Origin of the sequence: Sphingorhabdus sp. SMR4y (assembly GCF_002218195.1) — a bacterium.
In the GTDB taxonomy this organism is placed as follows: domain Bacteria; phylum Pseudomonadota; class Alphaproteobacteria; order Sphingomonadales; family Sphingomonadaceae; genus Parasphingorhabdus.
In genome coordinates, this window is sequence record NZ_CP022336.1 from 2,439,300 (window position 1) to 2,465,922 (window position 26,623).

Here is a 26,623-nt window from a genome sequence, read left to right on the forward strand (position 1 = left end):
CATAGATGTTCAAATTTTTTGCGATTCCCGGCCACGACCGCCGCTTGATTCCCGAGGGCCGCCTGTCCGGACCGATCCCCTGGGTGATTGCGATCATGATATTCCTCACGGTGCTGGCAGTAGCAGCCGGGCTGGCGATGACGCGGGCGATTGGTGATGTATCGGACGAACTGTCCAGCCGGGCGACGGTGCAGATCATCGAAGCCGATCCGGAAGTGCGTAGCCGTCAGGCCACCGCCGCCGCTGCACGGTTGCGGGCGCTGCCGCTGATCGAGGAAGTCCGGGTGCTGCCGCCCGAAGAAATAAAGGCGCTGATCGAGCCGTGGCTGGGCAGCCAGGATCTGGCCGAGGATATTCCGCTTCCCGCGTTGATCGATCTCAAGCTGGTCCGGGTGGCGACGGATGAGGAATATCAGTCCTTGCGCGGCGCGCTGCAGGAAATAGCCCCCGGGGCCCGGGTCGAACCGAGCAGCGGCTATATCGCGCCGGTCATTGCGCTGGTGCGCTCCTTGCAGTGGATCGCTTTTGGCCTGGTTGGTCTGCTTGCCCTGGCCACCGGAGCCGCGGTGATTATTTCGGCGCGATCGGCGCTCAACACCCATGGCGAGACCATCGCGGTCGTGCATCTTCTCGGCGGCACCGACCAGCAGATCAGCCGCCTGTTCCAGCGGCGCATTGCGCTGGACGCGTTGCTCGGCGGCCTGATCGGTCTGGCTGGCGGCACCGCGATCATCTGGTTGATCAGCAGCCAGCTGACCGCTCTCGGGTCCGGACTGGTGGAATCCGTCGGCCTCGACTGGTGGAGCTGGTTGATAATTGCCGCCATTCCGATATTGGGGATGTTCCTTGCCATGGTAACCGCCCGATTGACGGTTATCGGCGCCCTGAAAAAGATACTATAGCCTGCCCGATGATTTTGCGTCTTTTCTCTTTCCTGCTCCTGCTCTGGATCATCGGCTTCGCCTGGTTCGCCATCGATTTGCCGCGTCCGGCAGACGATGATGCCCATACCGGATCGGTCGTCGTGCTGACCGGTGGCGCTGGTCGCATCGACCGCGCGCTGGATATGCTCGAAGCAAAATCCGCGGGCAGGCTGCTGATTTCCGGCGTCGACCGGGATGTGAAGCCGGCCGAACTCGCTGCCGAATATGACCGGGAGGGTGATCTGTTTGATTGCTGTATCGATCTCGGTTTCCAGGCCGTCGACACGCGCTCCAACGCGCTGGAAATAGCCCGCTGGGCGGCCCGGCGGGGCGACAAGTCGGTGCGGCTGGTGACCTCCGACTGGCATATGCGCCGGGCGCGGCTGGAACTGGAGAGAGCGATGCCGTCGGATGTCCTTATCCTGTCTGACGCGGTGCACACACGGCCGTCGCTGGGCACCTTGTTCACCGAATATAATAAATATCTGATGCGCCGTCTGGCCGCTCTGGCGGGTGTCTGAGATGCCGGCCGTCATCCGTTCGCTGATCTTCATGGCGATTTTCTATCTCGGCTCGGTGCCGATCATCATTGCCACATTTCTCGGTGCCTTTTTCTGGCCCAAGACCATCTATTATATGGCGCAATATTGGAGCCGCTATCATTATTTCTGTGCCCGGTTGATCCTCGGTATCCGGGTAGAGGTCCGGGGCGAGATTCGCGACGAGCCATTGCTCTACGTCTTCAAGCATGAAAGCATGTTCGAAACGATCGATCTGCTGCGGCTGTTCGACAAGCCGGTGGTGATCGCCAAGAAAGAGCTGCTGGTCATTCCGCTGTGGGGCTGGATCGCGACCCGGCACGGCCTGCTTGGTATTGACCGCGATGGCGGCGGGGCAGCGATGCGGCAGATCATCAAACAGGCCAAAAAAGCGGTTGCGGAAGGCCGCCCGATCGTCATCTTCGCAGAAGGCAGTCGCGCCCATCATGGCGAACGGCCCGAACTGCAAACCGGATTTGCCGGTATCTACAAGCTGATGGGCATCCCGCTGGTGCCGGTGGCGCTGAACAGCGGTATCGTCTCTCCGCGCGATACTTTTGTGCAGAAAAGCGGTGTCATCACCTACGAGGTGCAGCCGGAGATAGAGCCGGGCCTCGACCGCGACGAGATTCGCGAGAGGGTGCACACAGCGATCAATATGCTGAACGACTGAGCGCAGGCGCCCCTCGCCATATCGGTGAAGGCAGAGAGTCTTTCGCCTTGTTCTTTCCCGCCGGGAGCCGGGCTTTCCGGGGCTGGATGGATCGCTGGCCCAGTTCTACGGGACATTACGTGGTTATCTGCTGCCGATGCCGGGTTAGAATAATCAGCCATGGCGGCGAAGGCGCGGGCAGCCTGTGATCTGTCCCGGTCCGTAAACCACAGCCGGAGAAGATGATATGGCCGAGCAAGAAACTCCCACCGTCCGCGAAGCGGTTGGCGTCTTTCAATCCGAATGCGCGCTGCAGGCTGCTGTTGACGACCTGTTGTCGCACGGTTTTGACCGTTCCGAACTCAGTCTCCTGGCTCCCCTGTCCTCGGTGCAAAAGGAACTGGGTCACGGCTTTGCCTCGGTAACGGAGCTGGAAGATGACGCGGTTGTTCCCACCACTGCCTATATTTCGACGGATACGATCGGCGACGCGGAAGGCGGTGTCTTTGGCGGCTTCATCTATGTCGGCGCGCTGGCGACCCTCAGCGCCGTGGTCGCGTCGGGCGGTGCCATTGGCGCGGCGATCATTGCCGCGGCCGCCGGCGGGATCGGTGGCGGTGCGATTGGCGGGGTGCTGGCAAAGATTATCGGACAGCATCATGCCGACTATGTCGAAGATCAGCTTGAACGCGGCGGTCTGCTTCTATGGGTCCGGACCTGGAATGCGGCCGACGAGAGGCATGCGACAGACATTCTCGCCAGACATTGCGGATCGGACGTGCATGTTCACGATCTTCCAGCAACCCATGCTGTCCTTGAGGAGCGTTACAATGGCGCGGAATTTGCCGGCGAGCTGCAGGCCTATCGCGGCGTGCCCTATTCCTTCCTGCCAAGCGGGGAATATTATATAGCCGGTGAAGTTCTGCCCACGGAGCGGGACGTCAAGGCAAGGATCGACCGCGACATTGACCGCGAAATGTTGCGATCCGAAGCGAAAGCGCAGAACTGGGACGTCGAGGCGCTGCTGGGTAATCCCGCCAGTATCTTTCCGAGCCCGGCAGGGCTGCTGGCAACGGAACTCCCGCTCTCCATCCAGCGAGACATTCTTAAACGCTGGGCTTATGGCGAAAAGCAGCTCGAGATCGCATCGGATGACGGCATGAAGCCGGCAAGCGGTGATCGCTTGCAGGAAATCAATCTGGCGCTGGAACGGCTGCAAGCCCGCTGAAAATCTGTTCAGGGCGCGGATTTGCGGGAATTACGTAGTTACAAATCGCCGCACATATTGTTTTTGAAGCCCATCCCGAAGCAATGGAAGACAGCTTGTTACATTGTTTCACGACTGCCATTCTGGAGCCCGAGCCATGAACAAGACAATATCGACCGTCGCGACCGTACTGGCCCTTTCCCTGACGATTCAGGGCTGTACCCCGAAAGCAGAAAATGATGATCAGGCAGAATGCGCAACATCCGAATATGACGCGCTCGACGACGCCGGGGGCAGTATCGACGCTGCAGTACATGATGCGAGCAAGGCGGCACTGGAGGCGCATGACGCCGCCCGAATGGCGGTGATGGCGGCCAAGCTGGCGGTCTGTTCCGAAGCGCAGAAAGACAAGGAGGCCGCCGCCCAGATGGCGATCAATGCGGAGGCTGCTGCCAAACGGGCTCAGGCCAGAATTGCCATGGCCAATAGCCAACTGGATCTGGCGGCGCATGAAAATGCCCGCAAGGCCAGGGACCTTATGGAACAGGCTGTGACAGCAACCGGTGCAGCGGTTCGCGAAACCAATGTTTCGCTGATGGCGGGACTGGAATCGGATGCGGGCGCTGCGAAACAGGCCGCGGAATCCGCGCAAAAAGCCGTGATAAAGGCGGCGGCAGCGACCGCGGATGCCAGCAAAGCGGCCCGGGTTGCGGCCAAGGAAAGCTGGGAAAAAGAAATGGCCGAAAGCGGCGAAAGCGAATAGTTGTTTGCTCGATGCAACGGGTTTCCCGATGAAAGGATATATGCACATGCAAGGTTTTGTCGACAATATCGAAGCGCTGACAGAGCAGAATGAAGACTTCCGCCGGGTGCTCTACACCGGCCACAATCTGCAGCTGGTACTGATGACGTTGCAACCCGGTGACGAGATCGGCGAAGAAGTGCATGATGACCGGGACCAGTTTTTCCGGATCGAAGTGGGCAGTGGCGAAATCTGGATCGATGGCAAAGCGAATCAGGTGAAAGCCGATGACGGAATCATCGTACCGCAGGGCGCCAGTCATAATGTCGTGAATACGGGCAAGGAACCGCTCCGCCTGTACACGATCTATGGGCCGCCCGAACATATCGACGGTACCGTTCATGCCACCGCGGCCGATGCGGAAACGGGACATGAGCATTTCGACGGCAAGACAACCGAGTAATTGTCGTTTCCGCTATCCGGTCAGCGTCCCATGTCGCGCTGGATAGTGCGGCTGGCCAAGTAGAAATGGCACACCGCCCACAGATAGAGGCATTTGAACAGGATCATTGACCATTGCAGACCGTCCGCATTGGCTGAATCGCAAGCGGTCTGGGCAGTCACCGTCAGATTGCTCGCCTTGCACGCCTCGAGGGTCAGCGCTGGATCCAGTCCCGACAGGAAGGTCGCGTTCAATATCGTCGACAGGCCGCCGATCAGCGGCGGCCCGAGGCCGTAGCCAAGCAGGTTGACGATGAACAGCGTCACGGCAACGGCTGTTGCTCTCATCCTGCTGTCGACCACCCCGCTCGGCACGGCGTAGAGCGGGCAGAGATAAGTATAGAGCAGCATCTGGCCGACCATCATCAGCGGAATCGCCAGCCACAAGGACTCGGCGAGATAGCCGACGACATGCATGGGTATCACGCCGAGCAGCGCAAACATCGGGATGAGGGCCAGGGCCTTGGGGAAGCGCTCGGCATATTTGTCTGCCAGAAAACCCGACATATAGGTGCCGATTGACGCCATGACGGCGAGAGCCAGCGCGACTTTGACCGATGCGTCGAATATCGACAGCTCATGGGTTCGGATCAGGAAGGACACGAAAAACTGGCCGACGCCATAATTGACGAACGAGGCGATGGTAACGCCCATGGTGACATGCCAATAAGCCGGTTTTTGCGATAATATCCTCAAGACTTCGCGAAAACCGACCTGTTCCCTGTTCTGCATTTCCACCGGGTCGGTATAGCCGCGCGGCGGTTCCTTGATCGTCATCTTGACAATCAAGGCGACGAGGAGGCCGGGAACCCCGACGACGACAAAAGCCACGCGCCAGCCCTCGATATTCTGCCAGTCGAGTGCATTGACCGCCCAGGCCCAGTTCCAGCGCTCCAGCATCGCAGCGACGGTCGGGCCATCGAGGCTGCCGACGATGAAACCGCCGAATACATAAGCCACCATGCCGCCAAGCGGAATACCCAGCGCATAGACCGAAACGGCGGTCGAGCGTTCCTTGGGCACAAAATAGTCGGCGATGATCGAATTGGCCGGCGGCGAACAGCCGGCTTCACCGATGCTGACGCCGATCCGGAATATGAACAGCGCGATGAAGCTGGTTGCAAAACCGCATAATACCGTCATCAGGCTCCACAAGCCCACTGATCCGGCGATGATCCAGACCCGGTGCTTCTTTTCGGAAAAGCGGGCAATCGGGATACCGACGAAAGTGTAGAGAATAGCGAAAGCCGGGCCACCGAGCAGCCCCATTTGCCAGTCTTCAACGCCGAAGGATTCCTTGATCGGTTCGGTGAGGATGTTGATGATCGTGCGATCGATGAAATTGAATATATAGACGGTGAGCAGGATGCCGAGGATATAGTTTCGATAGGCTTTGCTGCCGTAACCCGTTTCCGGGCTCCCACCCCTGTCGGAACGTGCGGCATTGATCGCGGTCGCTTCGGCCAAATTCAGACTCCCAAGATATGTCCCGGCTGATTGATGCCGCCGGGTATTCTCGCATGGTACCGGATTTCACGCCAATGTATATCTCGTTGTAGAAGACGGTTTTCCAATGGTTCGGCACAGGCGTTTATTTGGTGAAATGTATTCGCTGCCACAGTGCGGCGTCCGGAAGAGCCCTGTCCGATCGTCCGGACCCCGCCCGGTGGCAGGAAACAGAGACGGGAGGCGGAAATGGTGCAACAACCCCGAACCCGTCATCCAGATACCGCTGTCCTACACCTGGTTCGATCGATTATTATCGCGATTTATCCTGTCCACATGTTTTTGGGAGAATGGCTCGGAGGATGATCTGGAAGGTTACACTAGACGGGCGGCTGAGGACGGGAGAGGGCTAGAAATCTGCGGCTTCCGGGCAAAGATCGCGGAAAACAAAAGCGGCCGCCGCTGTAAAGTTGCGGCAAAGTTTTTGTCGGGGACCAAGGATCACGATCGCGCTATGGCCGGAAATACCCCGGCGATGGCTTTGTATCTTATTGGCTTTGCGCGAGTCCGAACGCTGCGCTGCGATCAAAGCCCGTTAATCGTGCGTTCGGCCGAAATCGGGGGCGGCGTCATCCTGGCCTTCCTCGATGATCCGGCGGCGGATGGCGCGGGTCTTGGTAAACAGGTCAAACAGTTCGTCGCCCTTGTCCCAGCGGATCGCGCGTTGCAGCGCCGAGAGGTCCTCCGAGAATCGCTGCAGCATTTCCAGCACCGCGTCCTTGTTGGACAGGAAAACATCGCGCCACATCGTCGGGTCGGAGGCTGCAATCCGGGTGAAATCGCGGAAACCGCCAGCGGAATATTTGATCACTTCGCCGCGGGTAACATGCTCGAGGTCGGATGCCGTGCCGACGATCGTATAGGCGATAAGATGTGGCAAATGGCTGGTCACGGCGAGCACAAGGTCATGATGTTTGGCATCCATGATCTCGATATTGGCGCCGAGCTTTTCCCAAAAGGCCTTGACCCGCTCGATATCCCCTTCGGCGGCGTCAGCCGGCGGGGTGAGAATGCACCAGCGGTCCTGAAAAAGCGTCGCAAATCCGGCATCGGGACCGCTATTCTCGGTTCCGGCAACGGGATGGGCCGGGATGATCCGGGCCTCGGGAAGCGCCTTGGCGAACGCGGCCAGTACGCTTTCCTTGGACGAACCGACATCGCTGATGATGGCGTCTGCGGGCAGGTCGCAGGCGATCTCGGCGGCAACCTCTGCCATTACACCGACCGGCACGCAGAGGATGACGAGATCAGCGTCGGTCACCGCCGTACCGGCGCTGTCGCTGACATCGTGGCAGAAGCCCAGTTCATTGACTCGCGCCCGCACCGCCGGATCGGCATCATAGCCGGTGATCCGGGCCGTTGGCATGGCTTCGCGTACGGCATGGGCAATGGACGAGCCGATCAGTCCGATACCGATGATGGCAATATTGGAAAAAGGCAGCATCAGTCAGCGGCTTCCAGTATCTCGCGCAGGGCCTGGGCCAGGCCACGGGTCTCTTCTTCGGTGCCGATGGTCATCCGCAGACCGTTGACCAGCCCCTGTCCAGGCAGCCAGCGCACCGCATAGCCCTTGTCCATCAGGGCGGCATTGGCCTGTTCGGCGCTGACCTGGCCTTCGAACAGGACGAGCAGAAAATTGGTGTGGCTCGGCACGATTTTGAGACCGTGGTTGCCGAGAGCGCTCATCTCGTCGCTTAGCCATTGCCGCCATTTGGCATTATGCTCGCGGCTCATGGTGACAAAATCTTCCGCTGCCAGCGCCGCGACGGCGGCTTCCTGCCCCGCGGTGGTGACATTGAAAGGCAAGCGGATCCGGTTCATCGCGCCGATGATGTCGGCATGCGCATAGCCCCAGCCGATTCGCTCTGCCGCCAGCCCGTAAATCTTGGAGAATGTACGGGTGACCAGCACATTGGTCTGGCTGCTCGCCAGTTCCATCGCGCCGTCATCCTGCCCCTCGTCCATATATTCGGCATAGGCGGCATCGAGCACCAGCAGCACATGGCCGGGCAGGGCGACGTGCAGGCGGGCGATCTCGGCGCGCGGTGTGAAGGTACCGGTCGGATTATTGGGGTTTGCGATAAATATGACCTTGGTCCTGTCGGTGACCTTGGCGAGAATGGCATCGACATCGGTGCCATAATCCTTGTCATCGGCGACCACCGGCGTACCGCCATAGCGTCGCGCCGCGATATCATAGACAGCAAAGCCATATTTGACATAGATGATCTCGTCACCCGGCCCGCTGAAAGCATTGGCGGCGAGATGGAGCACGTCGTCGGAACCGGTGCCGCAGATGATCCGCGCCGGGTCGAGATCATATTTGGCGGCGATCGCTTCGCGCAACCGGGTCGAGCCGGGATCGGGATAGCGATCGACCGAGGTCGAGGCGGCATTGAGTGCTTCGGTGGCTGCCGGACTGCAGCCGAGTGGATTCTCGTTGGCCGACAGCTTGACGATCTTGCGTCCGTCCGCGCCGGTCGATTTGCCTGGTACATAAGGCGCGATGCCCATGATCCAGTCTTTTGCTTTTGGTCCGCTCATTGCCTTGGTCCGCTTGTCAGAAGAGAATATCTGTCGCCGGACTAACCTTTGCGGCCTGTCAGTCAACAGCATTATCATTTGACGGTCGGGATTTCGCCGCTTAGCTCCCCTGTTGATGACAGATGATACGCGTTTTGGACTGGATCGAAAGGTTCGCCTGCTCGGGCCGCTGCCGCTGGACAGCGGCGCAGCGCTCGCGCCTGTCGATCTTGCCTATGAAACCTATGGCACGCTCAACGCGGACGCCAGCAATGCGATTCTGATCTGCCATGCGCTGACCGGCGATCAATATGTCGCTTCGAAGCACCCGCTGACCGGCAAGGACGGCTGGTGGGTCCGGATGGTGGGGCCGGGCAAGCCGATCGACACGGATCGGCATTTTGTGATCTGCGCCAATGTGATCGGTAGTTGTCTGGGCAGCTCCGGACCGGCGACGGTAAACCCGGCGACCGACAGGCCCTGGGGGATGGATTTCCCGGTTCTGACAATAGCCGACATGGTGCGGGCGCAGGCGATGCTGCTCGATCATCTCGGGATCGAGCGCCTGCACGCAGTGATCGGCGGTTCGATGGGCGGGATGCAGGCGGTCAGCTGGGCCGCGCTCTTTCCAGAGCGTGTCGAATCGGCGGTGATCATCGCCTCGGCAGCGCGGCACAGCGCCCAGAATATCGCTTTTCACGAGGTCGGACGGCAGGCGATCATGGCCGATCCGCGTTGGCGCGGCGGGGCCTATTATGCCGATGATGATCCGCCGAGCAGCGGTCTCGCGGTCGCCCGCATGGCGGCGCATATCACCTATCTCTCGGAAGCGGGCCTGACCGAGAAATTCGGCCGGCGCCTGCAGGACCGTGACGCCAAGACGTTCGGCTTCGATGCGGATTTCCAGGTTGAATCCTATCTGCGCCATCAGGGGATCAGCTTTGTCGACCGCTTCGATGCCAACAGCTATCTCTATATCACCCGGGCGATGGACTATTTCGACCTCGCCGAATCTCATGGCGGAGCGCTGGCCAATGCGTTCAGGGGCTCGCAGACCCGTTTCTGCCTGATCAGCTTCGACACCGACTGGCTCTACCCGACCAGCGAAAGCCGGGCGATCGTCCACGCGCTCAACGCTGCGGGGGCGGAGGTCAGCTTCATGGAATTGTCGAGTCCCTTCGGTCACGACAGCTTCCTTCTCGAGAATCCGGAGATGAACCGCATTGTCGACGGCTTCCTCAAGGCGGGGGAAGGAAAATGACCGAAGGTCCTCTCATCCATATTTTGCTGCTCCGTTCTGGACTCGCACGAAGACACGAAGGCACAAAGAAGAAATCGCATATTCTTCCCTTCGTGCGTTCCTGTCTTCGTGCGCAAAAATCTTCTGTCTTCCGTCTCATCGAGCGCGCCGCATGACCAAACTCCGCCCAGACCTGCAGATCATCGCCGACAATATCGCGCCCGGTAGCCGGGTGCTTGATATCGGCTGCGGCGACGGCGCGCTGATGGCGGCCCTGCGCGACGAAAAAGGCTGCGATGCGCGGGGGCTGGAGATTGATCCGGTCAATGTCGCCAGCGCGGTCGCCAAGGGCCTGTCGGTGGTGCAGGGCGACGCCGACACCGATCTGACGACCTATCCCGATGCCAGTTTCGATTATGCGATACTCAGCCAGACGCTGCAGACCACCCATCGGCCCGATATCATGGTCGACCAGTTGCTGCGCATCGGCAAGCAGGCCTTTGTCAGCTTCCCCAATTTCGCCCATTGGCGGATTCGCACGTCGCTGCTGCTTGGCGGCCGGATGCCGGTGACGCGGCTGATTCCGCAGACCTGGTATGACACGCCCAATATCCACCATGTCACGATCGCCGATTTCCGCGCGCTGGTGCGGGACGGCCAATATGCGCAGGACGGGCAGTGGTTCCTCAGCGGCGACAAGCAGACCGGGCGCGGCATGGCGAATCTGCTGGCGGAACATGCGGTGTTTTTGCTCAGGGGGTAGCTCGTCATCCCAGCGAAGGCTGGGATCCAGCCCAATGGCAACGAAATTCGCGAGTTTGGTTCAGGCCCCAGCCTTCGCTGGGGGTGACGGTTTGTTTGGGCGCCTTAGCAGGGATCGCCTTACGTCTGTTGTACCTCTTCCAAACCCCAAGCCGCCAAAATCGCCAGTCCGCTCATCCCGGCCATGATCACCAGCACCATCTCTCCGCCGAACCAGTTGGCGATCAGGCTGAATATGCCACCGGCGAGCAGCAGCAGGCCGATGATCGTGTTCGACAGCGCGGTATAGGCGGCGCGGGTGTCCTTGTCGGCCATGTCGACCAGATGCGTCGAACGCCCGAGGCGCACGCCCTGATAGGCGATCATCAGGCCGAACAGCAGCACCGGCAAGATATAGCCGCCGTCCAATGTTCCGGCAAAAGCGAGCCAGCTTGTCGCCGCTAATATGACCGTTGCCACCATGGCGGAGAAGGCGAGAACCTTGCGGCTGGAGCGGTCCGAAAGCCGGCCCCAGACAAAGCTGCTGCACAGGCTGGCCAGCGCCGAGGCGAGCACCAGAAAGCCGAGCTTGTCATAGCTTTCTCCGGCCTGGCTGCCGACCGCGATCATGAAGGGCGGCGCCAGCGCCGTGGCGGTCAGCAGGCCGCGCGTCAGGATGAAACGGACCAGTTGTTGATCATCCCGCAGATAGGAAAAATTGCGAACCGCCTCCTTGAGCGCGGTTTTTCCGCCTTCCGTCGCTCCAGATTCTTCCTGCAATGTGGCGAACAGAAGGGCTGCGACAATCCACGCCGCTCCGGCCAGAAACAGGCCGCCGGAGACCAGCAGCATGCGGTCAACCAGATTGGAAGACAGAATGAGCGCGTAGATGATGACGCTCACAGAAGCGATCGAACCGGCCAACCCGGTGGCGGTGCCGCGCCGGGATTTGTCGATGGTCTTGCCGAGTACATCCTTGTAGCAGACCGAGCAAATGCTGCGTGCCAAGGCCAAAACGGCCAGCGCGATGACAATCGCCCAGCCCGCGGCAGCGCCGGCCATGGTGATCGCAACCAGCCCGATAGCAGCGGCGCCAAGGCCCTGAACCATCGAACCGGCCGCCCATGCCCATTTGCGGCGTTGCAATTTGCGTAAATATCCGGCGGTCAAAAGCTGCGGCAGCAAGGCGCCCGCCTCCCGTACCGGCACCAGCAACCCGATCAGCGCCACCGGTGCACCCAGCGAGGTCATCAGCCAGCTGAGCACCAGCTTCGGGTCAATCAGCCCGTCGGCGCTCTTGGTGAGGGCGAGCGATCCGACATGTTTGAAGAAGTTGCCCGGCTCCTGATTGCAGGCACTTTCCGGGATATCGGCACAGACACGGCCTTCGTCGTCGATGGTGATCGCCTGAAAAGCTTTTTCGGTGGTGGTTAGGCTGGCCATGACCGGGATTTACCGGATTAGCGCTCGCGTGTCGCGCTGAACTTTAGATCAGGGTTCCGCTCTTCCTGATAGCCGACATCCCAGGCCGATTTGGCCATGAACACCAGATTGTCATCGCGGTCTCTGGCCAGTGAACTCTGGTTGATATTGGCAAAGGCGTTCAATGTCGCGTCGTCGCCGCTGATCCAGCGCGCGGTTTCAAACGGGGCCGGCTCGAGATAGGCATCGACCTTATATTCCGCCTGCAGGCGAGAGACGAGCACTTCGAGCTGCAATTGTCCGACCACGCCGATGATCCAGTTGGCGCCCAGTTCAGGGTAGAAGACCTGGACGACGCCTTCTTCGCTGAGATCATCCAGAGCCTTGCGCAGCTGCTTGGTCTTGGTCGGGTCGCGCAGGATCACCCGGCGGAGAATTTCCGGCGCAAAATTCGGCAGGCCGGTGATCCGCACTTGATTCTTCTCGGACAAGGTATCGCCGACCCGCAGGGTGCCATGATTGGGAATGCCGATAATATCGCCGGGCTCGGCAGTGTCGGCAATCTCGCGGTCCTGCGCGAAAAACAGGATTGGCGAGTGGATCGCGATCGGCTTGCCGAGGCCCGAGGGCGTCAGCTTCATGCCGCGTTTGAATTCGCCCGAGCAGAGCCGCATGAAGGCGATCCGGTCGCGGTGCTGCGGGTCCATATTGGCCTGAATCTTGAAGATGAAGCCGGTGACATCATCGCTTTCGGGATCAATCGGTGCCGGTTCTGCCGGCTGCGGGCGGGGCGAGGGCGCATAGTCGGCGATCGCGTCGATCAGCTCTTCGACACCAAATTGCTTGAGCGCGGAGCCGAAGAACACCGGGGTCAGATCGCCGTGCTGATAAGCCTCGAGATCAAAGTCGCTATAGCCGCCTTGCGCCAGCTCGCCCTCGCTAGTCAGCCGTTCGAGCGCGCTGTCACTCAGCACTTCACCCAGTTTCGGATCATCGAGGCCGTTGAATTGTTGTGTTACGCCGTCATATTGTTTGCTGTCGCCAGTCGGCTGATGCAGCTGGTTCTTGACCAGATCATAGACACCTTCAAACTGCCCGCCCATGCCGGTCGGCCAGCTCATCGGGCAGACATCGAGCGCCAGCTTGTCGGCGACTTCGTCGAGCAGTTCGAACGGATCGCGGCCTTCCCGGTCAACCTTGTTGACAAAGGTGATGATCGGTACGCTGCGCATCCGGCAGACTTCGAACAGCTTGAGCGTCTGAGCCTCGATTCCGCTCGCGGCATCGATCACCATGATCGCGCTGTCGACCGCGGTCAGCGTGCGATAGGTGTCTTCCGAAAAATCCTCATGGCCCGGCGTGTCGAGCAGGTTGAAGACGATGCCGTTGCGCTCGAAGGTCATGACGCTGGAGGTCACTGAAATGCCGCGCTGCTGCTCGATCTTCATCCAGTCGGACCGCGCCCGCCGGTTGTCGCCCCGCGCCTTGACCTCGCCCGCCAAGTGAATAGCGCCGCCTTTCAGCAACAGCTTCTCGGTGAGGGTCGTCTTACCCGCATCGGGGTGGGAGATAATCGCGAATGTGCGGCGGGGTTTGGTCATCAGTTCCTGTTTCTCGTTTCCGCGTCAGCGGAGCTATAGTGTAAATTCATCACGCGAAGCCGCGAAGGCGCCAAGGCTTTGTGGTGAACCGAATCTCTTCGTGTCTTCGCGACTTCGCGTGACACCAGAAAAGATCAGATGCAGCGATCGCTGCAGATAGTTGATAAAATTAGCCCCTCAGTTCCGCGCCCAGTTTTGCAGCGTTGGCAACAACCTTGTCCGAAAGCGTCTTCAAATCCTCTTCGGTCAGGCTAGCCTCCAGCGGCTGTAGCGTCACTTCCACCGCCAGCGACTTCTTGCCTTCTCCCACGCTCGCTCCTTCGAACAGATCGAAAATGCGTGCGTCGGTGATCAGCTTCTTGTCTGCGCCCTTTACCGCGCGCACCAGATCGCCCGCTGGCAGATCCGCATCGACGATGAACGCGAAATCGCGGGTGACCACCTGCAACGCTGGTGGCGCGAAGGCGTCGCGCATATGGCCGGATTTCTTCTTCAGCGGGATCGCGTCGAGAAAAATCTCGGCGGCGACGGCCGTGCCCTTGAAGCCCATCGCCTTGCAGGTTGACGGGTGGAGCACGCCATAAGCGGCGAGAATCTTCTTCGGCCCCAGCCGCAACGTGCCCGACTGGCCGGGGTGATAATGATCGCCGGCTTCGGCGAAATCCATCAGCTTGTCCGTCGGTGCGCCAGCGGCGGCCAATATGGCGATTACTTCCGCCTTGGCATCATAAGCGTTGAATTTGGTCGCGCCGCCGGACTGCCAGTTGCGGGTGCGATTTTCACCAGCGAGAATCAGGCCGATGGTCGGATGCTCGCTACTTTCCAAATAGCGGCGGCCGACTTCGAATAGACGGATCGACGAGGCGCCGCGTGCGGCGTTGCGCTGGGCGGCGGAAATCAGGCCGGGGAGCAAGGACGGCCGCATCACCTTGAGGTCTTCGCTAATCGGATTGGCCAGTGACCAGGTTCCGCCACCGAAAGGCGCGGCTTCCTTTTCGGAAATGAAGCTCCAGTTGACGACTTCGTTGAGACCGCGCGCTGCCGCTGCCCGCCGTGACTTGCGCTCGGCCAGCTGTTCCGGAGAGGCGGTGGGCTTGGCGACACCCGGCTTGCGGGGAAGCGGTGTCGATGGAACCTTGTCCAGTCCTTCCATCCGGATGACTTCTTCAACGAGATCCTGCCAACCGGCGACATCACGACGCCATGTCGGAACGGTGATCTGCCAATCGTCACCGATGCCAAAGCCTAGCGCTTCCAAAATGCCGTGCTGTCGATCCGGATCGACATCCAGCCCGCCCAGAGCGGCGCATTGGCGCGGGTGATAATCGATCACGCGCTGCTCTGTCGGCGCTTCACCGGCGCGGGTGATTTCACTGGCCGTACCGCCGCAGAGTTCCTGCACCAATGCCGTGGCAATCGCGATGCCCTCTTCCAGAAAGGCCGGATCGACGCCACGCTCGAAGCGCTGCCGGGCATCGCTTGTCAGCATGAGTTTTTGCCCGGTGCGGGCGATATGGGTCGGATCAAAATAGGCGCATTCGATCAGCACATCGGTCGTATTCTCGTCGGTGCCGTTGGTCGCGCCGCCCATGATGCCACCGATACCATGCGCGCCGGCCTGATCAGCGATCACGGTCATGGTGTCGTCGAGCGTGTACTCCTTGTCGTTCAAGGCCATCAGCTTTTCGCCGTCCTTGGCCTTGCGCGCGACCAGACCGCCTTTGAGCTTGGCCACATCATAGACGTGCAGCGGCCGGCCCTGATCAAGCGTGACATAGTTGGTGATGTCGACGAGGGCGGAGATCGGTTTCTGGCCTGCGGATTTCAGTCGCGCCTGCATCCAGTCCGGAGACGCGCCATTGGTAACACCGCTGACGGTGCACCCGAAGAAGGCGGGGCAGCCTTCACTATCTGCAATGGCAATATCCGGACCCGTTCCCCCGCGCTGCACCGTAGGCAGTGCGAGCGGTTTGAGCGTGCCCAGTCCGCTGGCGGCAAGATCGCGGGCAATTCCGCGGACACCCATGCAGTCCTGGCGATTGGGCGTGATGGCGACGTCAATCACCGGATCGTCGAGCTGCGCATAATCCGCGTAGCTGGTGCCAACCGGCGCGTCAGAGGGCAGTTCGATGATCCCGTCATGGTCTTCGCCGAGTTCCAGCTCGCGCGCGCTGCACATCATGCCGAAACTCTCGACATCACGGATTTTTACCGGCTTCAAGGTGAAATCGCTACCGGGAATATAAGTGCCGGGAGGGCCGAATACGCCGACCATGTCCTTGCGTGCATTGGGCGCGCCGCAGACGACTTGCCAGGGCTTGTCGCTGCCATCATCCACTTTCAGCAATTGCAGCTTGTCGGCATTGGGATGCGGTCCAGCTTCGATGACCTTGGCCACGCGGAACGGGCGCAGGGCATCGGCAGGGTTCTCAACGCCTTCCAGCTCCAGTCCGATATCGGTCAATGTGTCGGTGATTTCGGTGAGGCTTGCATCGGTGTCGAGATGGGCCTTGAGCCAGCTTAGGGAAAATTTCATGCGCCCACTCCTCCGCTCAAGGTGGGGACGTCGAGCGCGTCAAAGCCATAATGATCGGCCCAGCGCAGGTCGCCGTCGAAGAAAGCGCGAAGATCGTCCATGCCATATTTCAGCATTGCCAGCCGGTCGATGCCGCAGCCGAAGGCAAAGCCTTGCCAGACATCGGGATCGAGACCGCAATTGCGTATGACATTGGGATGGACCATGCCGCTACCGAGAATCTCCATCCAGCCGCCATTGTCGCCACGCGGGTCGCCGCCGATTATGCGCCGGCCCCCTTCGACCGAGAAGCCGACATCGACTTCCGCGCTGGGTTCGGTGAACGGGAAATAGCTTGGGCGCAGGCGCAATTCGATATCGTCGCGTTCGAAAAAGGCGCGGACGAATGTTTCCAAGGTCCATTTCAGGTGGCCCATATGGATGCCCTTGTCGATCACCAGACCCTCGACCTGATGGAACATCGGTGTGTGGGTGGCATCGCTGTCGCTGCGATAGGTGCGGCCGGGAGCGATGATGTAAATCGGCTCGCCGGCCCCGTCGGTCTGTTTCGCGACGTCCATCATCGTCCGGATCTGTACCGGCGAGGTATGGGTGCGCAGCAGTTTCGGCATGCCGTTTTCGTCAGTCTGCGGGAAATAGAAAGTGTCGTGCATCGCCCGCGCCGGATGGGTGTCTGGAATGTTGAGCGCGGTGAAATTATGCCAGTCGTCCTCGATTTCCGGACCGGTGGCGACCGAGAAGCCGAGGTCGGCGAAGATTTCGGCCAGTTCGTCCATGACCTGCGAGACAGGATGGATGCTGCCTTTCGGGGCGGCTGGCGGGGGCAGTGTCAGGTCGAGTGTCTCGGTGGCAAGCTTCGCGTCCAGCGCGGCGGCTTCCATTCCTTCCTTGCGGGCAGCCAGCGCATCGGCAACAGCTTGCCGCGCGCCGTTGATCTTCGGGCCCTGTTCCTGACGCTCTTCCGGCGACATCTTGCCCAGGGTTTTCAGTAGTAGCGAAATCTCGCCCTTCTTGCCGAGCGCGGCCACGCGGATGGCTTCCAGTGCGTCGCCATCGGCTGCCGCGCCAATCTGCTCCAGATATTTGTCTCTGACCGCTTCGATGTCGCTCATCATATTGTCCCGTTTTTTCTCGTCGCCCGTCTAGCAAGCCTCACGAAAAACCCAATAAAAAAGCGCCGCGAGATTGCTCCCCGGCGCTTCCTTGAAATTATGATAATGCTCAGGCTTTGGCCAGAGCATCCTGCGCCTGTTTGATGATGCCGCCAAAGACTGCCGGTTCATTCATCGCCAGATCGGCCATTACTTTACGGTCCAGTTCAATACCGGCCAGCTTGGTGCCGTGAATGAACGTGCCGTAGGTCATGCCTTCGGCACGAACCGCAGCGTTGATACGCTGGATCCAGAGTGCGCGGAAAGCCCGCTTCTTAACTTTACGATCGCGATAGGCATATTGACCGGCTTTCTCGACGGCCTGCCGCGCGACGCGGATGGTATTCTTGCGACGGCCATAATAGCCCTTCGCCTGTACCAATAATCTTTTATGTTTTGTACGAGTGGTCGTACCCCGTTTTACACGTGCCATATTCTATATCCTGTAAGTTTGAATGTCGCTGCGGCGGGATTAACCCAGGCCGTATGGCGCCCATTTCTTGACTGTCCGAGCATCCGCATCACACAATTTCTTGGTGCCGCGGTTCTGGCGGATATATTTGCTGTTATGGCTCATCAAACGGTGGCGTTTGCCGGCTACGCCGTGCTTGACCTTGCCGTTTGCGGTGATCTTGAAGCGTTTCTTCACACCACTTTTGGTCTTCAATTTGGGCATTTTGGTCTCCTCTAGATGGTACCGTTACGGACACTTGTGGCAGCCCAACACTGGCCAGAGCGTCACTTCGGAATGGCGTCTTTAGCGGGATTCAGGAAGATTGCAAGAAACAATGCGGATTACGCACCGCTTTGCCCCGTTCTTGGCTATGCAACGTCGCAATTCTCTGTCGGATCCGAGTTTTCGGGACGGTCCATGGCTTGCAGGGGCCGGCCAAGGGCCTTGGTCCGCTCGGTTGCGCCAATCCCGAAGATCGGGTGCGGTTGCGCCATATATTGCCTTGGTGTCAGACCCATGAACCGTTTGAAATCGCGATTGAAATGCGCTTGGTCGTAATAGTTGAGGTCAACACAATCGCTCCAGCTTTGGTCCGGGTTGACCATTGCCTGGCCGAGGGTTCGCACGAAGCGCTGCCGCCTCAGCAGCAATTTGGGGAGAAAGCCGAACACGCGATTCGAAAAGCGGCTGATCTGCTTCATATCCATGTCCAGACGGTCGCAAAGGGCTCCGACGCTATCGGTGTCGGGATCAGTCAAGGCCAGATGGGCGGCTTCAATCAATTGCTCCTCAGCGTCGACCGGAGTCAGCGCGGCGAGCAGCATTTGATTGCATATGTCAATCATTTCGGCGTGGGTTTCCAGCTTTCGGATAGCGTTCCAGATTCGCGCAAAAAATTCAAAATTCGGGTCCGACTCCGTGTCGATGACCCGATTGGCCCATCGCGATGCCGGCTGACCGACGAATTTATACCAGCCCAGTGGTGAAAGTCCGAAGGCAAAGATTTTGGCGAATCTTGTTGATATCGGAGCCGCCAGACTGGTCGGACCGGTCATCCCCGCAAGAGGTGACTGCTGCTCCTCTTGATCCGGAACGGTCATCTTCACGCTGCCAAGATAGATGAAGCGTATGCTTGCCCATTGCGGCAGCAGAAGATCGGATATTTCCGAGCCGTCGGGACTTTCAATATCGCAAAAATAGTAAGTCGTCAGATAGCGACGCAGAGGCGGAGGCGGCAAGACGAACCGCGTGCTACTGACCGGCTCTAGTGATGGCAAGCAATCGCCTCCAGCACGTCATCGACCCGCGCGTGATCGCCGATCGCCAGCACATGACCGTCCGATTCCGCGTGCAGCGGCTCGCCGTTCCAGTCGCACATCATTCCGCCGGCACCATCGACAATCGGGGCGAGGGCAGCGAAATCGTGGAGCATCAGACCGGCTTCGCAGACGACATCGACATGGCCGCTGGCGACCAGCCCGTAATTATAGCAGTCGCCGCCGTAGATGATCTTGCGCGGCGCAACTTTGCCCGCAAGACCCATGAAATGGTCCGCGTCATGTTCATCAAACTGGTGCGGCGTCGTGGTGGCGAGCACAGCGTCCTTGAGTTCGCGGCAGCGCGCCGATTGTGCCGGCTGGCCGTTGAACAGGGTCTCGCGTCCGACAACACCGACCCACCGTTCTCGTGAAATCGGCTGGTCGATGATACCGATCAGGGGAAAACCGTCCTGCATCAGCGCGATCAGGGTGCCGAATATCGGCCGGCCGGCGATGAAGCTGGTGGTACCGTCAATCGGATCGACCACCCATTGCCGCGACGCGCCTTCATTGCGGGTGCCATATTCCTCGCCGATAATGCCGTCATCGGGCCGTTCAGCCTCAATGATCGCCCGCATGGCGGCTTCCGCCGCACGGTCGGCTTCGGTAACAAAGGTTGAGTCGCTCTTGGCTTCCTGGTCGAATTTGGCGCGGAAGAACGGTCGAATGGCTTCGCCGGCGGCCTCGGCAAGTTTCTGGGCGAGATCGATATCTTTGGGTGTCATTGGTCATCCATGGGTAAAGGGGTCGGGCGCCAGGCCCAAAGGTATAATATCAAACCGGTGATAAGGAAAAGCGCGCAGCCGGACAGCACCCAGGCATTGGCATACCAATAGTCACCCCATGTGAACTTGCCAGCCATGATCTTTTTCCAGCCGTTGAAATGCTGCATCCCGGCGACGACCAGGCCCAGAACGGCGAGTGTCGATGCGATCCACCGGTTGAGCCAGTGCATGGGGTAGGCCAGCAGCAGAAGGCCGAGCAGTCCGATGACCGTTCTCTGGGCGCGACAATAGGGACAGATATAGACCCTGTCTGCCCATTCGGCGAACCAGGCGAACAGCGAGATGAATATCGCCAGCAATGCGATGGCTACGCGATATTTCAGCAGAAGCGCGAAGCTGGGCATTGTCGTCTCCCGATATCAGAAAAGGCGGTTCCGACTAGTCAAACAGGCTGCTCACCGAGCTTTCGTCCGCGATCCGCTTGATGGCCTCTCCCAACAGGGGAGCGATCGGCAATATCCGGATCCGGCTGGAATCAAGCGCAGATTGCGGCGCGCGGATAGTATCGGTGATGATCAGCTTGCGTAGCGACGAATTGTTGACCCGCTCGACCGCCTTGCCGGAAAGCACGCCGTGGGTGATATAGGCCGCGACATCGGTCGCGCCGGCCGCGATCAGGGCATCGGCGGCATTGCAGAGCGTACCGGCGCTGTCAGCGATATCGTCGATCATGACGCAGAAGCGGCCTTCGACATCTCCGATTATATTCATGACTTCCGACACACCGGCCCGTTCGCGGCGTTTGTCGACGATGGCCAGAGGGGCGTTGTCGAGTCGTTTCGCCAGCGCCCGGGCGCGAACCACGCCGCCGACATCGGGAGAGACGACCATGATATCCTTGTCGCCATGACGCGACTTGATATCTTCGCTGATCACCGGAGCGCCGTAGAGATTGTCGGTCGGAATATCGAAAAAGCCCTGAATCTGTCCGGCGTGCAGATCGACCGTCAACACCCGGTCGGCACCCGCTTCGGTGATCAGGTTGGCAACCAGCTTGGCCGAAATCGGCGTGCGGGGGCCAGGTTTCCGGTCCTGCCGGGCGTAGCCGAAATAAGGGATGACCGCGGTGATGCGCTTGGCAGAAGCGCGGCGCAGGGCGTCGATGCTGATCAGCAATTCCATCAGATTGTCATTGGCGGGATGGCTGGTCGACTGCACGACAAAGACATCTTCACCCCGGACATTCTCGTGGATTTCTATGAAAATCTCGTCATCGGCAAAGCGCTTCACGCTGGCATCGGTCAGCGGAATATCGAGATATTTTGCGATATCTGTCGCAAGCGGCAGATTACTGTTGCCCGACATGAGTTTCATAATTGTGTTCCCCGATCCAGCGGCCCGCGAGAATCGTCAGCGGAGCCTCATGACAATTTCGTGACCCTGTTAGACAGATGGCGGGCGAATCAAAAGTCCGTATTTGCGTTAATTTCGATTGCTCCGCACTGTGGCCCTTTCTATCAGGACCCGATGACCGACAAGCTTATCATCACCATGGCGCAACTGACCCAGAGCGTCGGCGATTTGCGCGGCAATGCCGATGCCATGATCGCGGCGCATGGATCGCGACCGGACAGTGACCTGATCGTGTTTCCCGAGTTGCAGCTGATCGGCTATCCGCCGGAAGATCTGGTATTGAAGCCGGCGGTGTGGGAGCGGGCCGAGGCCGAACTCAACCGGCTGGCCGCGGCAACCGCGGGGCCGGGGCCGGCAATGCTCGTCGGATCGGTGTTCCGCGAAGAGGACAGGCTGTATAACGGTATCGCGCTGCTCGAAGGCGGGCATGTCAGGGACATCCGCTACAAGGTGGAGCTGCCGAATTACGGAACATTTGACGAAAAGCGGCTATTCGCTTCCGGCCCGCTGCCCGAGCCAATTGAATTCAAGGGCTGCAGGATCGGGCTGCCGATCTGTGAAGATGTCTGGTTCCCCGCCGTCTGCGAACATCTCAAGGCGCAGGGTGCGGAGCTCTTCATTTCGGTGCACGGCAGCCCCTATGAGATCGAGAAGGATGATATGCGGCTGGGACAGGTCGCGACGCGGCGGGTCAAGGAAACCGGGATTCCCATGGTCTTTCTGAACCGCGTGGGCGGACAGGACGAGATCGTGTTCGATGGCGCCAGTTTCGTGCTCAACGGTGACGCCAGCGTGATGCACCAGTTGCCCGACTGGGACGAGACAATTGTCGACACCCACTGGTCCCGCGAGGGGGGCGAATGGAGATGCGCGCCAGGTGAAATCCACCAGCTGGATGATCATCCGGCCGATATTTACAACGCGATGGTCGTCGGCTTGCGCGACTATGTGAACCGCAACCGCTTTCCCGGTGTCTTGCTCGGCCTGTCGGGTGGCATCGACAGTGCCCTGTCAGCTGCGGTTGCCGTCGATGCATTGGGTGCGGACCGGGTCTGGAATGTGATGATGCCCTCGCGCTTTACCTCGCAGGAAAGTCTCGATGATGCTGCGGGCTGTGCGGAAATGCTGGGAACACGGCTGGATACGATTCCGATCAACCCGGCGGTCGAAGGCTTTGACGCGATGCTCGAGGACAGTTTTGCCGACAGCAATGTCGATATCACCGAAGAAAATATCCAGTCGCGCATTCGCGGCGTGACGCTGATGGCACTGTCGAACAAATTCGGCCACATGCTGCTGACCACCGGCAACAAGAGCGAGATGAGCGTCGGCTATGCCACTATCTACGGTGATATGGCGGGCGGCTATTCGGTTCTGAAAGACGCTTATAAGCTGACGGTCTTCAAGCTGTCGTCCTGGCGGAACCGCAACAAGCCGAGCCTGGGTCTCGGCCCCGATGGTCCGGTGATGCCGGAAAGCGTGATCACAAAACCGCCGAGCGCCGAATTGCGCGAGGACCAGAAAGACAGCGACAGCCTGCCGGATTACGAGATTCTCGACCCGCTGCTGCACGGCCTGATCGAGGAGGAATTGTCGGTCAACGACCTGGTCGGGCGTGGTTTTGACCGGGAGACGGTGGTGCGCATCGAGCGGCTGCTCTATATCGCCGAATATAAGCGGCGCCAGGCCCCTCCTGGCGTCAAGCTGGGCACCAGAAATTTCGGCCGCGACCGTCGCTATCCGATCACCAACGCATTCAGGACCGTATGACCATAAAAACCCGCTTTGCACCGTCGCCGACGGGCCACCTTCATGTCGGCAATATCCGCACGGCCCTGCACAACTGGATGTTCGCCAAGAAACAGGGCGGGACCTTTCTCCTGCGTCTCGACGATACCGATGCCGAACGGTCGAAGGAGGACTATGTCGACGCCATCCGCGCCGATCTGGCGTGGCTCGGACTGATCGCCGACGAAGAACAGCGGCAGTCCGCGCGCTTCGACCGCTATGCAGAGCATTTGGCGAAATTGAAGGCTGACGGCCGGGTCTATCCGGCCTTTGAGACGGCGCAGGAACTGGACCTGAAGCGCAAGATCCAGCTCGGCCGGGGCAAGCCGCCGATCTATGACCGAGCGGCGCTCGACCTCACACCGGAACAGATTGCCGCCTTTGAATCAGAGGGCCGCAAACCGCATTGGCGCTTCAAGCTCGATCACGACAAGCCGATCATCTGGACCGACCTGATCCGGGGGGAGCAGAATTTCGATCCCGCCTTGCTGTCCGACCCGGTCATCCTGCGCGAGGACGGCAGCTGGCTCTATATGCTGCCTTCGGCAATCGACGATATCGAGATGGAGATTACCCACGTCGTGCGCGGCGAAGACCATGTGGCCAATACGGCGGTGCAGATCCAGATGTTCGAAGCGCTGGGCGCAAAGCCCCCGGAATTTGCCCATGAAGCCTTGCTGGTCGGGACCGAGGGCAAGCTGTCAAAGCGGCTCGGCTCGCTGGGCGTGAGCAGCTTTCGCGAGAAGAAGATCGAGCCGCAGGCGATCGTCGCCCTGCTCGCGCGTATCGGGACCAGCGATCCGGTGGAGCCGATTGTCGATGCCGAACAGCTGATTGCAACCTTTGACTTTGCCCGGTTCGGCCGCGCTCCGGCCCGGTTTGACGAGGAGGAGCTGGTCCAGCTCAACCAGAAGATTGTTCATCTGCTGGACTATGCGGATGTGAAGGACCGGCTGCCGGACGCCATGGATGCCGATGGCTGGGCGGTGATCCGGCCCAACCTGCACGATATGGGCGATGTCGACCAATGGTGGCAGGTCGTGACCGGCCCGATTGCGCCGCCCGAATTTTCGCCGGAAGACCGCGAGTTTCTGGCCATTGCGCATAAGAAACTGGAAGATTTGGAAGCATCTTCCGATCTCTGGAAGGCGCTCACCGGAGCGCTCAAGGAATCGACCGGACGCAAGGGTAAACCCTTGTTCATGCCTTTGCGCCAGGCTCTCACCGGGCTGGATCATGGCCCGGATATGAATGTGTTGCTGCCTCTGATCGGCCGCGACGAATCTCTAAAAAGATTAGCAATAACAATAGCTTAGTTTGGTCTTCAAGGCTGGATTTCTGGCCACGACCACCGCTGTTTGCCTTTCTGAATGTTATAGTATAACATAACAATCGGCGTTGCGGTGAGATCGTCGAACAGGCACGGACCCGCTCCGCCATGTTGAGGATGGTTGAGAGGACAGTATCATGAGCTATGTATCTGTATACGAAAACAAAACACCGCGTTCGAAAGGCCTGATAATGACCGGCGCCGTGCATGCGGCGATTATCGCAGCCGTGATTGCGATGCCGGCGATCGTGGTGCCGGATAGATTTGAGGGCACCATCCTGGCTATCCCGGAGCGGTTGCAACCGCCTCCGGAACCGGTGATCGAAAAAGAGAAGCCGGACGTCAAGACGCCGTCGCCAATGCAGCAAACCGCACCCAAGCCCCAGATAATCGACTTGCCGCCGATTCCGAAACAGCAATATGCCGCGACCAGCCCGGTCAGTGCCTCGGAAGGAGAAGGCATGGCGATACCCATGGAAACGATTACCATCGCACCTGAACCGGTGATCGTCGGCGCGCGGCTTAACACACGCTACGCGGACCGATTTCAGCCTGCCTACCCGCCGGGTCAGTTGCGGCTTGAGCGGGAGGGCGAGGTTAGCGTCCGGGTGCTGGTCGGGACAGACGGGCGGGTCAAGCGGATCGAACTGATCGAAGCGCCGCACGAGGATTTCTGGAAGGCGACGCGCAAGCAGGCGCTGAGCAAATGGCGCTTCACCCCGGAAACCAGAGACGGTACGCCTTATGAAAGCTGGATAACCCTGAAAGTCCGCTTTGAAATCAACAGCTGAGCAACGGCTCCGATGGCTGGTCCGGCCGTTCCCGCGGCAAATTTGCGGGAAGGGCTGGTCATCCGGGTGCGGCCGCACTATTTGGACGGCATGGGAATGTTGAAAGATGTATCCGTTACCGGCGGTTTTGGTGACCTGGTCGCCGTATTCCGGCAGAGTGAACCGGGGGAGCGGCTGCTCCCCGCGGCGCTGGCGATTGCCTGCACATCGTTCATTCTGTTCCTATTCTGGCTCGATCCCAAGGTAAATACCTACACTTATGTACCGCAGGAGGTCGTTTATGTCGAAAACTGGACATTTGATCGCACCGACGAGGAAATTCTGCAGGACCGCTGGCAGGTCCAGTGTCTGAAGGACAAGCTGGCAGCAAAGCGACGGGAATCGATGAAGGAACTGGGCCGTATGTCGGGCATGGATGTCGAGGCGATCGAGGCTGAGGCGGAAGCCGAACGTCTGGCGCGCGGGGAAGTCGACGTCGAGCGGCCGGCCGGACTGCAATGCTGACCCCGCCCGGCGACGCCCATTTCATGGCTGTCGCGCTTGCCCTGTCGGAGCGGGGCCGCGGCCGGACCGGTGCCAATCCCAATGTCGGCTGCGTCATTGTTAAAAAGGGCGTCGTCATCGGCCGTGGCTGGACCCAGCCGGGCGGCCGGCCGCATGCCGAGGAAATGGCGCTCGCCGAAGCCGGAGCCGCCGCGAAAGGCGCGGATATCTATGTCACCATGGAACCCTGTGCCCATGAAAGCACACGCGGCCCGACCTGCAGCATTGCAATCATCGCAGCCAGACCGAAACGGGTGATCGTCGCCACTCTCGATGCCGACGAACGGACCAGGCGGCGCGGTATTGACCGGCTGGGCGATGCCGGCATTCCGGTTTCGGTCGGCATCCGGGAGCCCGAAGCCTGCCGCGCGATGGCCGGTTTTCTGTGCCGGGTCGAAAATGGCCGCCCGTTTGTCACGCTCAAACTCGCGATGTCGCTCGACGGCTGCATCGCCATGGCCGACGGTTCGAGCCAGTGGATCACCGGCGAACGGGCGCGGGCCCATGCCCATCTGGAGCGGGCGCGCAACGATGCCATTCTGGTCGGTGCAGGCACCTCCAGGGTCGATCGCCCCCGGCTTGATGTCCGGCTCGATGGTCTTGCCGACCGTTCGCCCCAACCGATTGTTCTCGGCAGCGACAAGGATTTGCCGGAACATTGGCTGCAGCTGGACGAACCGGCCGCGATTGCCGGTCTTGCCGATATCAACTGGCTGCTGGTCGAAGGCGGCGCACAGACCGCCGCCTCGTTCCTGGCAGCGGGACTTGTCGACCGGCTTATGCTCTATCGGGCCCCGATCATCATTGGCGGCGGCCTGCCTTCCATTGCCGATATCGGACTGGAAAAGCTGGGTGAGGCGCATGGCCAGTGGCGACGCACCGACCGGCGCGATCTGGGACAGGATATGCTTGAGATATATGATCGCGCCGCCTAGGTTCCGCTCGGTTTACCGCTAACAGGCACAGCAAATAGGAT

At 59.9% G+C, this 26,623-nt stretch carries 26 protein-coding genes; 13 read left to right on the forward strand and 13 right to left on the reverse strand.

All coding sequences use genetic code 11. From position 1 onward, the window contains the following. The first annotated feature begins 5 nt into the window (after positions 1-5). The 6 genes from SPHFLASMR4Y_RS11740 to SPHFLASMR4Y_RS11765 all read left to right on the forward strand — a co-directional run bounded on the left by SPHFLASMR4Y_RS11740 (position 6) and on the right by SPHFLASMR4Y_RS11765 (position 4,526). Positions 6-902 carry a cell division protein FtsX gene (locus SPHFLASMR4Y_RS11740; protein WP_089133713.1) on the forward strand — a complete coding sequence of 299 codons (897 nt, stop codon included), beginning with the start codon at positions 6-8 and terminating at the stop codon, positions 900-902. Between the two features lie 8 nt (positions 903-910). Next, positions 911-1,444 (forward strand): YdcF family protein, encoded by a 534-nt coding sequence (locus SPHFLASMR4Y_RS11745; RefSeq protein ID WP_089133714.1) that lies wholly within the window; start codon positions 911-913, stop codon positions 1,442-1,444. Position 1,445: 1 nt separating this feature from the next. Then, positions 1,446-2,135 carry a lysophospholipid acyltransferase family protein gene (locus SPHFLASMR4Y_RS11750; protein ID WP_089133715.1) on the forward strand — a complete coding sequence of 230 codons (690 nt, stop codon included), beginning with the start codon at positions 1,446-1,448 and terminating at the stop codon, positions 2,133-2,135. Between the two features lie 226 nt (positions 2,136-2,361). Further along, positions 2,362-3,342: a hypothetical protein gene (locus SPHFLASMR4Y_RS17255; protein ID WP_222102929.1), complete on the forward strand. Its 981-nt coding sequence runs from the start codon at positions 2,362-2,364 to the stop codon at positions 3,340-3,342. Positions 3,343-3,478: 136 nt separating this feature from the next. Further along, positions 3,479-4,084, forward strand: coding sequence for a hypothetical protein (locus SPHFLASMR4Y_RS11760; protein WP_089133716.1), 606 nt, complete (start codon positions 3,479-3,481; stop codon positions 4,082-4,084). A gap of 40 nt (positions 4,085-4,124) precedes the next feature. Beyond that, positions 4,125-4,526: a cupin domain-containing protein gene (locus SPHFLASMR4Y_RS11765; RefSeq protein ID WP_260806954.1), complete on the forward strand. Its 402-nt coding sequence runs from the start codon at positions 4,125-4,127 to the stop codon at positions 4,524-4,526. Positions 4,527-4,546: 20 nt separating this feature from the next. On the opposite strand, the gene SPHFLASMR4Y_RS11770 is transcribed toward SPHFLASMR4Y_RS11765, so the two are convergent. From SPHFLASMR4Y_RS11770 to hisC, 3 genes are all read right to left on the reverse strand, one after another. Then, positions 4,547-6,031 (reverse strand): spinster family MFS transporter, encoded by a 1,485-nt coding sequence (locus SPHFLASMR4Y_RS11770; RefSeq protein WP_260806955.1) that lies wholly within the window; start codon positions 6,029-6,031, stop codon positions 4,547-4,549. Between the two features lie 574 nt (positions 6,032-6,605). Beyond that, entirely contained in the window at positions 6,606-7,514 is a 909-nt protein-coding gene (locus SPHFLASMR4Y_RS11775; RefSeq protein ID WP_089133718.1) for a prephenate/arogenate dehydrogenase family protein, read from the reverse strand. Next, on the reverse strand, positions 7,514-8,614 hold the full coding sequence (gene hisC / locus SPHFLASMR4Y_RS11780; protein ID WP_089133719.1) for a histidinol-phosphate transaminase: 1,101 nt from the start codon (positions 8,612-8,614) through the stop codon (positions 7,514-7,516). Before hisC ends, SPHFLASMR4Y_RS11775 begins: the two co-directional genes overlap by 1 nt. 115 nt (positions 8,615-8,729) lie before the next feature. On the opposite strand from hisC, the gene SPHFLASMR4Y_RS11785 reads away from it, so the two are divergent. Both SPHFLASMR4Y_RS11785 and metW read left to right on the forward strand, forming a co-directional pair. Next, positions 8,730-9,854, forward strand: coding sequence for a homoserine O-acetyltransferase (locus tag SPHFLASMR4Y_RS11785; protein ID WP_089133720.1), 1,125 nt, complete (start codon positions 8,730-8,732; stop codon positions 9,852-9,854). Between the two features lie 151 nt (positions 9,855-10,005). Further along, a complete protein-coding gene (metW, locus tag SPHFLASMR4Y_RS11790) occupies positions 10,006-10,596 on the forward strand; it encodes a methionine biosynthesis protein MetW (RefSeq protein ID WP_089133721.1) in 591 nt (196 codons plus the stop codon). A gap of 119 nt (positions 10,597-10,715) precedes the next feature. Here the strand turns inward: metW and SPHFLASMR4Y_RS11795 are convergent, their stop codons facing one another. The 10 genes from SPHFLASMR4Y_RS11795 to SPHFLASMR4Y_RS11840 all read right to left on the reverse strand — a co-directional run bounded on the left by SPHFLASMR4Y_RS11795 (position 10,716) and on the right by SPHFLASMR4Y_RS11840 (position 21,156). Continuing rightward, a complete protein-coding gene (locus tag SPHFLASMR4Y_RS11795) occupies positions 10,716-12,017 on the reverse strand; it encodes an MFS transporter (RefSeq protein ID WP_089133722.1) in 1,302 nt (433 codons plus the stop codon). Positions 12,018-12,034: 17 nt separating this feature from the next. After that, a complete protein-coding gene (locus SPHFLASMR4Y_RS11800) occupies positions 12,035-13,597 on the reverse strand; it encodes a peptide chain release factor 3 (RefSeq protein WP_089133723.1) in 1,563 nt (520 codons plus the stop codon). Between the two features lie 169 nt (positions 13,598-13,766). Next, complete coding sequence (gene pheT, locus SPHFLASMR4Y_RS11805) at positions 13,767-16,133, reverse strand: phenylalanine--tRNA ligase subunit beta (RefSeq protein ID WP_089133724.1); 2,367 nt, start codon at positions 16,131-16,133, stop codon at positions 13,767-13,769. After that, positions 16,130-17,245 carry a phenylalanine--tRNA ligase subunit alpha gene (gene pheS / locus SPHFLASMR4Y_RS11810; RefSeq protein WP_089133725.1) on the reverse strand — a complete coding sequence of 372 codons (1,116 nt, stop codon included), beginning with the start codon at positions 17,243-17,245 and terminating at the stop codon, positions 16,130-16,132. The genes pheT and pheS overlap by 4 nt, the downstream gene beginning before the upstream one ends. A 109-nt stretch (positions 17,246-17,354) precedes the next feature. Next, positions 17,355-17,717 (reverse strand): 50S ribosomal protein L20, encoded by a 363-nt coding sequence (gene rplT / locus SPHFLASMR4Y_RS11815; RefSeq protein ID WP_089133726.1) that lies wholly within the window; start codon positions 17,715-17,717, stop codon positions 17,355-17,357. A gap of 39 nt (positions 17,718-17,756) precedes the next feature. Next, complete coding sequence (gene rpmI / locus SPHFLASMR4Y_RS11820) at positions 17,757-17,960, reverse strand: 50S ribosomal protein L35 (RefSeq protein ID WP_089133727.1); 204 nt, start codon at positions 17,958-17,960, stop codon at positions 17,757-17,759. A 146-nt stretch (positions 17,961-18,106) separates the two neighbouring features. Beyond that, positions 18,107-18,976, reverse strand: a complete 870-nt coding sequence (locus SPHFLASMR4Y_RS11825) for a helix-turn-helix domain-containing protein (protein ID WP_089133728.1) — start codon at positions 18,974-18,976, stop codon at positions 18,107-18,109. 26 nt (positions 18,977-19,002) lie between these two features. Then, positions 19,003-19,782, reverse strand: coding sequence for a histidinol-phosphatase (hisN, locus tag SPHFLASMR4Y_RS11830; RefSeq protein ID WP_089133729.1), 780 nt, complete (start codon positions 19,780-19,782; stop codon positions 19,003-19,005). Beyond that, positions 19,779-20,186, reverse strand: a complete 408-nt coding sequence (locus tag SPHFLASMR4Y_RS11835; RefSeq protein WP_089133730.1) for a hypothetical protein — start codon at positions 20,184-20,186, stop codon at positions 19,779-19,781. The genes hisN and SPHFLASMR4Y_RS11835 overlap by 4 nt, the downstream gene beginning before the upstream one ends. A gap of 34 nt (positions 20,187-20,220) precedes the next feature. Then, positions 20,221-21,156, reverse strand: a complete 936-nt coding sequence (locus SPHFLASMR4Y_RS11840) for a ribose-phosphate pyrophosphokinase (protein WP_089133731.1) — start codon at positions 21,154-21,156, stop codon at positions 20,221-20,223. 153 nt (positions 21,157-21,309) lie between these two features. On the opposite strand from SPHFLASMR4Y_RS11840, the gene SPHFLASMR4Y_RS11845 reads away from it, so the two are divergent. The 5 genes from SPHFLASMR4Y_RS11845 (at position 21,310) to ribD (ending at position 26,582) form a co-directional block, all read left to right on the forward strand. Then, the gene (locus SPHFLASMR4Y_RS11845) at positions 21,310-22,965 is read left to right on the forward strand and encodes an NAD+ synthase (protein WP_089134855.1); all 1,656 of its coding nucleotides are present in this window, start codon (positions 21,310-21,312) and stop codon (positions 22,963-22,965) included. Further along, positions 22,962-24,299 carry a glutamate--tRNA ligase gene (gene gltX / locus SPHFLASMR4Y_RS11850; protein WP_089133732.1) on the forward strand — a complete coding sequence of 446 codons (1,338 nt, stop codon included), beginning with the start codon at positions 22,962-22,964 and terminating at the stop codon, positions 24,297-24,299. Before SPHFLASMR4Y_RS11845 ends, gltX begins: the two co-directional genes overlap by 4 nt. 151 nt (positions 24,300-24,450) lie before the next feature. Then, positions 24,451-25,104 carry an energy transducer TonB gene (locus SPHFLASMR4Y_RS11855; RefSeq protein ID WP_089133733.1) on the forward strand — a complete coding sequence of 218 codons (654 nt, stop codon included), beginning with the start codon at positions 24,451-24,453 and terminating at the stop codon, positions 25,102-25,104. 12 nt (positions 25,105-25,116) lie between these two features. Further along, a complete protein-coding gene (locus SPHFLASMR4Y_RS11860; RefSeq protein WP_089133734.1) occupies positions 25,117-25,608 on the forward strand; it encodes a hypothetical protein in 492 nt (163 codons plus the stop codon). After that, positions 25,602-26,582 carry a bifunctional diaminohydroxyphosphoribosylaminopyrimidine deaminase/5-amino-6-(5-phosphoribosylamino)uracil reductase RibD gene (gene ribD, locus SPHFLASMR4Y_RS11865; RefSeq protein ID WP_089133735.1) on the forward strand — a complete coding sequence of 327 codons (981 nt, stop codon included), beginning with the start codon at positions 25,602-25,604 and terminating at the stop codon, positions 26,580-26,582. Before SPHFLASMR4Y_RS11860 ends, ribD begins: the two co-directional genes overlap by 7 nt. Positions 26,583-26,623 lie beyond the last annotated feature (41 nt).

Coding starts and splice junctions, on each gene's coding strand:
- SPHFLASMR4Y_RS11740 (WP_089133713.1), top strand. CDS start 6: ATGTTCAAATTTTTTGCGATTCCCGGCCACGACCGCCGCTTGATTCCC.
- SPHFLASMR4Y_RS11745 (WP_089133714.1), top strand. CDS start 911: ATGATTTTGCGTCTTTTCTCTTTCCTGCTCCTGCTCTGGATCATCGGC.
- SPHFLASMR4Y_RS11750 (WP_089133715.1), top strand. CDS start 1,446: ATGCCGGCCGTCATCCGTTCGCTGATCTTCATGGCGATTTTCTATCTC.
- SPHFLASMR4Y_RS17255 (WP_222102929.1), top strand. CDS start 2,362: ATGGCCGAGCAAGAAACTCCCACCGTCCGCGAAGCGGTTGGCGTCTTT.
- SPHFLASMR4Y_RS11760 (WP_089133716.1), top strand. CDS start 3,479: ATGAACAAGACAATATCGACCGTCGCGACCGTACTGGCCCTTTCCCTG.
- SPHFLASMR4Y_RS11765 (WP_260806954.1), top strand. CDS start 4,125: ATGCACATGCAAGGTTTTGTCGACAATATCGAAGCGCTGACAGAGCAG.
- SPHFLASMR4Y_RS11775 (WP_089133718.1), bottom strand. CDS start 7,514: ATGCTGCCTTTTTCCAATATTGCCATCATCGGTATCGGACTGATCGGC.
- hisC (WP_089133719.1), bottom strand. CDS start 8,614: ATGAGCGGACCAAAAGCAAAAGACTGGATCATGGGCATCGCGCCTTAT.
- SPHFLASMR4Y_RS11785 (WP_089133720.1), top strand. CDS start 8,730: ATGACAGATGATACGCGTTTTGGACTGGATCGAAAGGTTCGCCTGCTC.
- metW (WP_089133721.1), top strand. CDS start 10,006: ATGACCAAACTCCGCCCAGACCTGCAGATCATCGCCGACAATATCGCG.
- SPHFLASMR4Y_RS11795 (WP_089133722.1), bottom strand. CDS start 12,017: ATGGCCAGCCTAACCACCACCGAAAAAGCTTTTCAGGCGATCACCATC.
- SPHFLASMR4Y_RS11800 (WP_089133723.1), bottom strand. CDS start 13,597: ATGACCAAACCCCGCCGCACATTCGCGATTATCTCCCACCCCGATGCG.
- pheT (WP_089133724.1), bottom strand. CDS start 16,133: ATGAAATTTTCCCTAAGCTGGCTCAAGGCCCATCTCGACACCGATGCA.
- pheS (WP_089133725.1), bottom strand. CDS start 17,245: ATGAGCGACATCGAAGCGGTCAGAGACAAATATCTGGAGCAGATTGGC.
- rplT (WP_089133726.1), bottom strand. CDS start 17,717: ATGGCACGTGTAAAACGGGGTACGACCACTCGTACAAAACATAAAAGA.
- rpmI (WP_089133727.1), bottom strand. CDS start 17,960: ATGCCCAAATTGAAGACCAAAAGTGGTGTGAAGAAACGCTTCAAGATC.
- hisN (WP_089133729.1), bottom strand. CDS start 19,782: ATGACACCCAAAGATATCGATCTCGCCCAGAAACTTGCCGAGGCCGCC.
- SPHFLASMR4Y_RS11835 (WP_089133730.1), bottom strand. CDS start 20,186: ATGCCCAGCTTCGCGCTTCTGCTGAAATATCGCGTAGCCATCGCATTG.
- SPHFLASMR4Y_RS11840 (WP_089133731.1), bottom strand. CDS start 21,156: ATGAAACTCATGTCGGGCAACAGTAATCTGCCGCTTGCGACAGATATC.
- SPHFLASMR4Y_RS11845 (WP_089134855.1), top strand. CDS start 21,310: ATGACCGACAAGCTTATCATCACCATGGCGCAACTGACCCAGAGCGTC.
- gltX (WP_089133732.1), top strand. CDS start 22,962: ATGACCATAAAAACCCGCTTTGCACCGTCGCCGACGGGCCACCTTCAT.
- SPHFLASMR4Y_RS11855 (WP_089133733.1), top strand. CDS start 24,451: ATGAGCTATGTATCTGTATACGAAAACAAAACACCGCGTTCGAAAGGC.
- SPHFLASMR4Y_RS11860 (WP_089133734.1), top strand. CDS start 25,117: ATGGCTGGTCCGGCCGTTCCCGCGGCAAATTTGCGGGAAGGGCTGGTC.
- ribD (WP_089133735.1), top strand. CDS start 25,602: ATGCTGACCCCGCCCGGCGACGCCCATTTCATGGCTGTCGCGCTTGCC.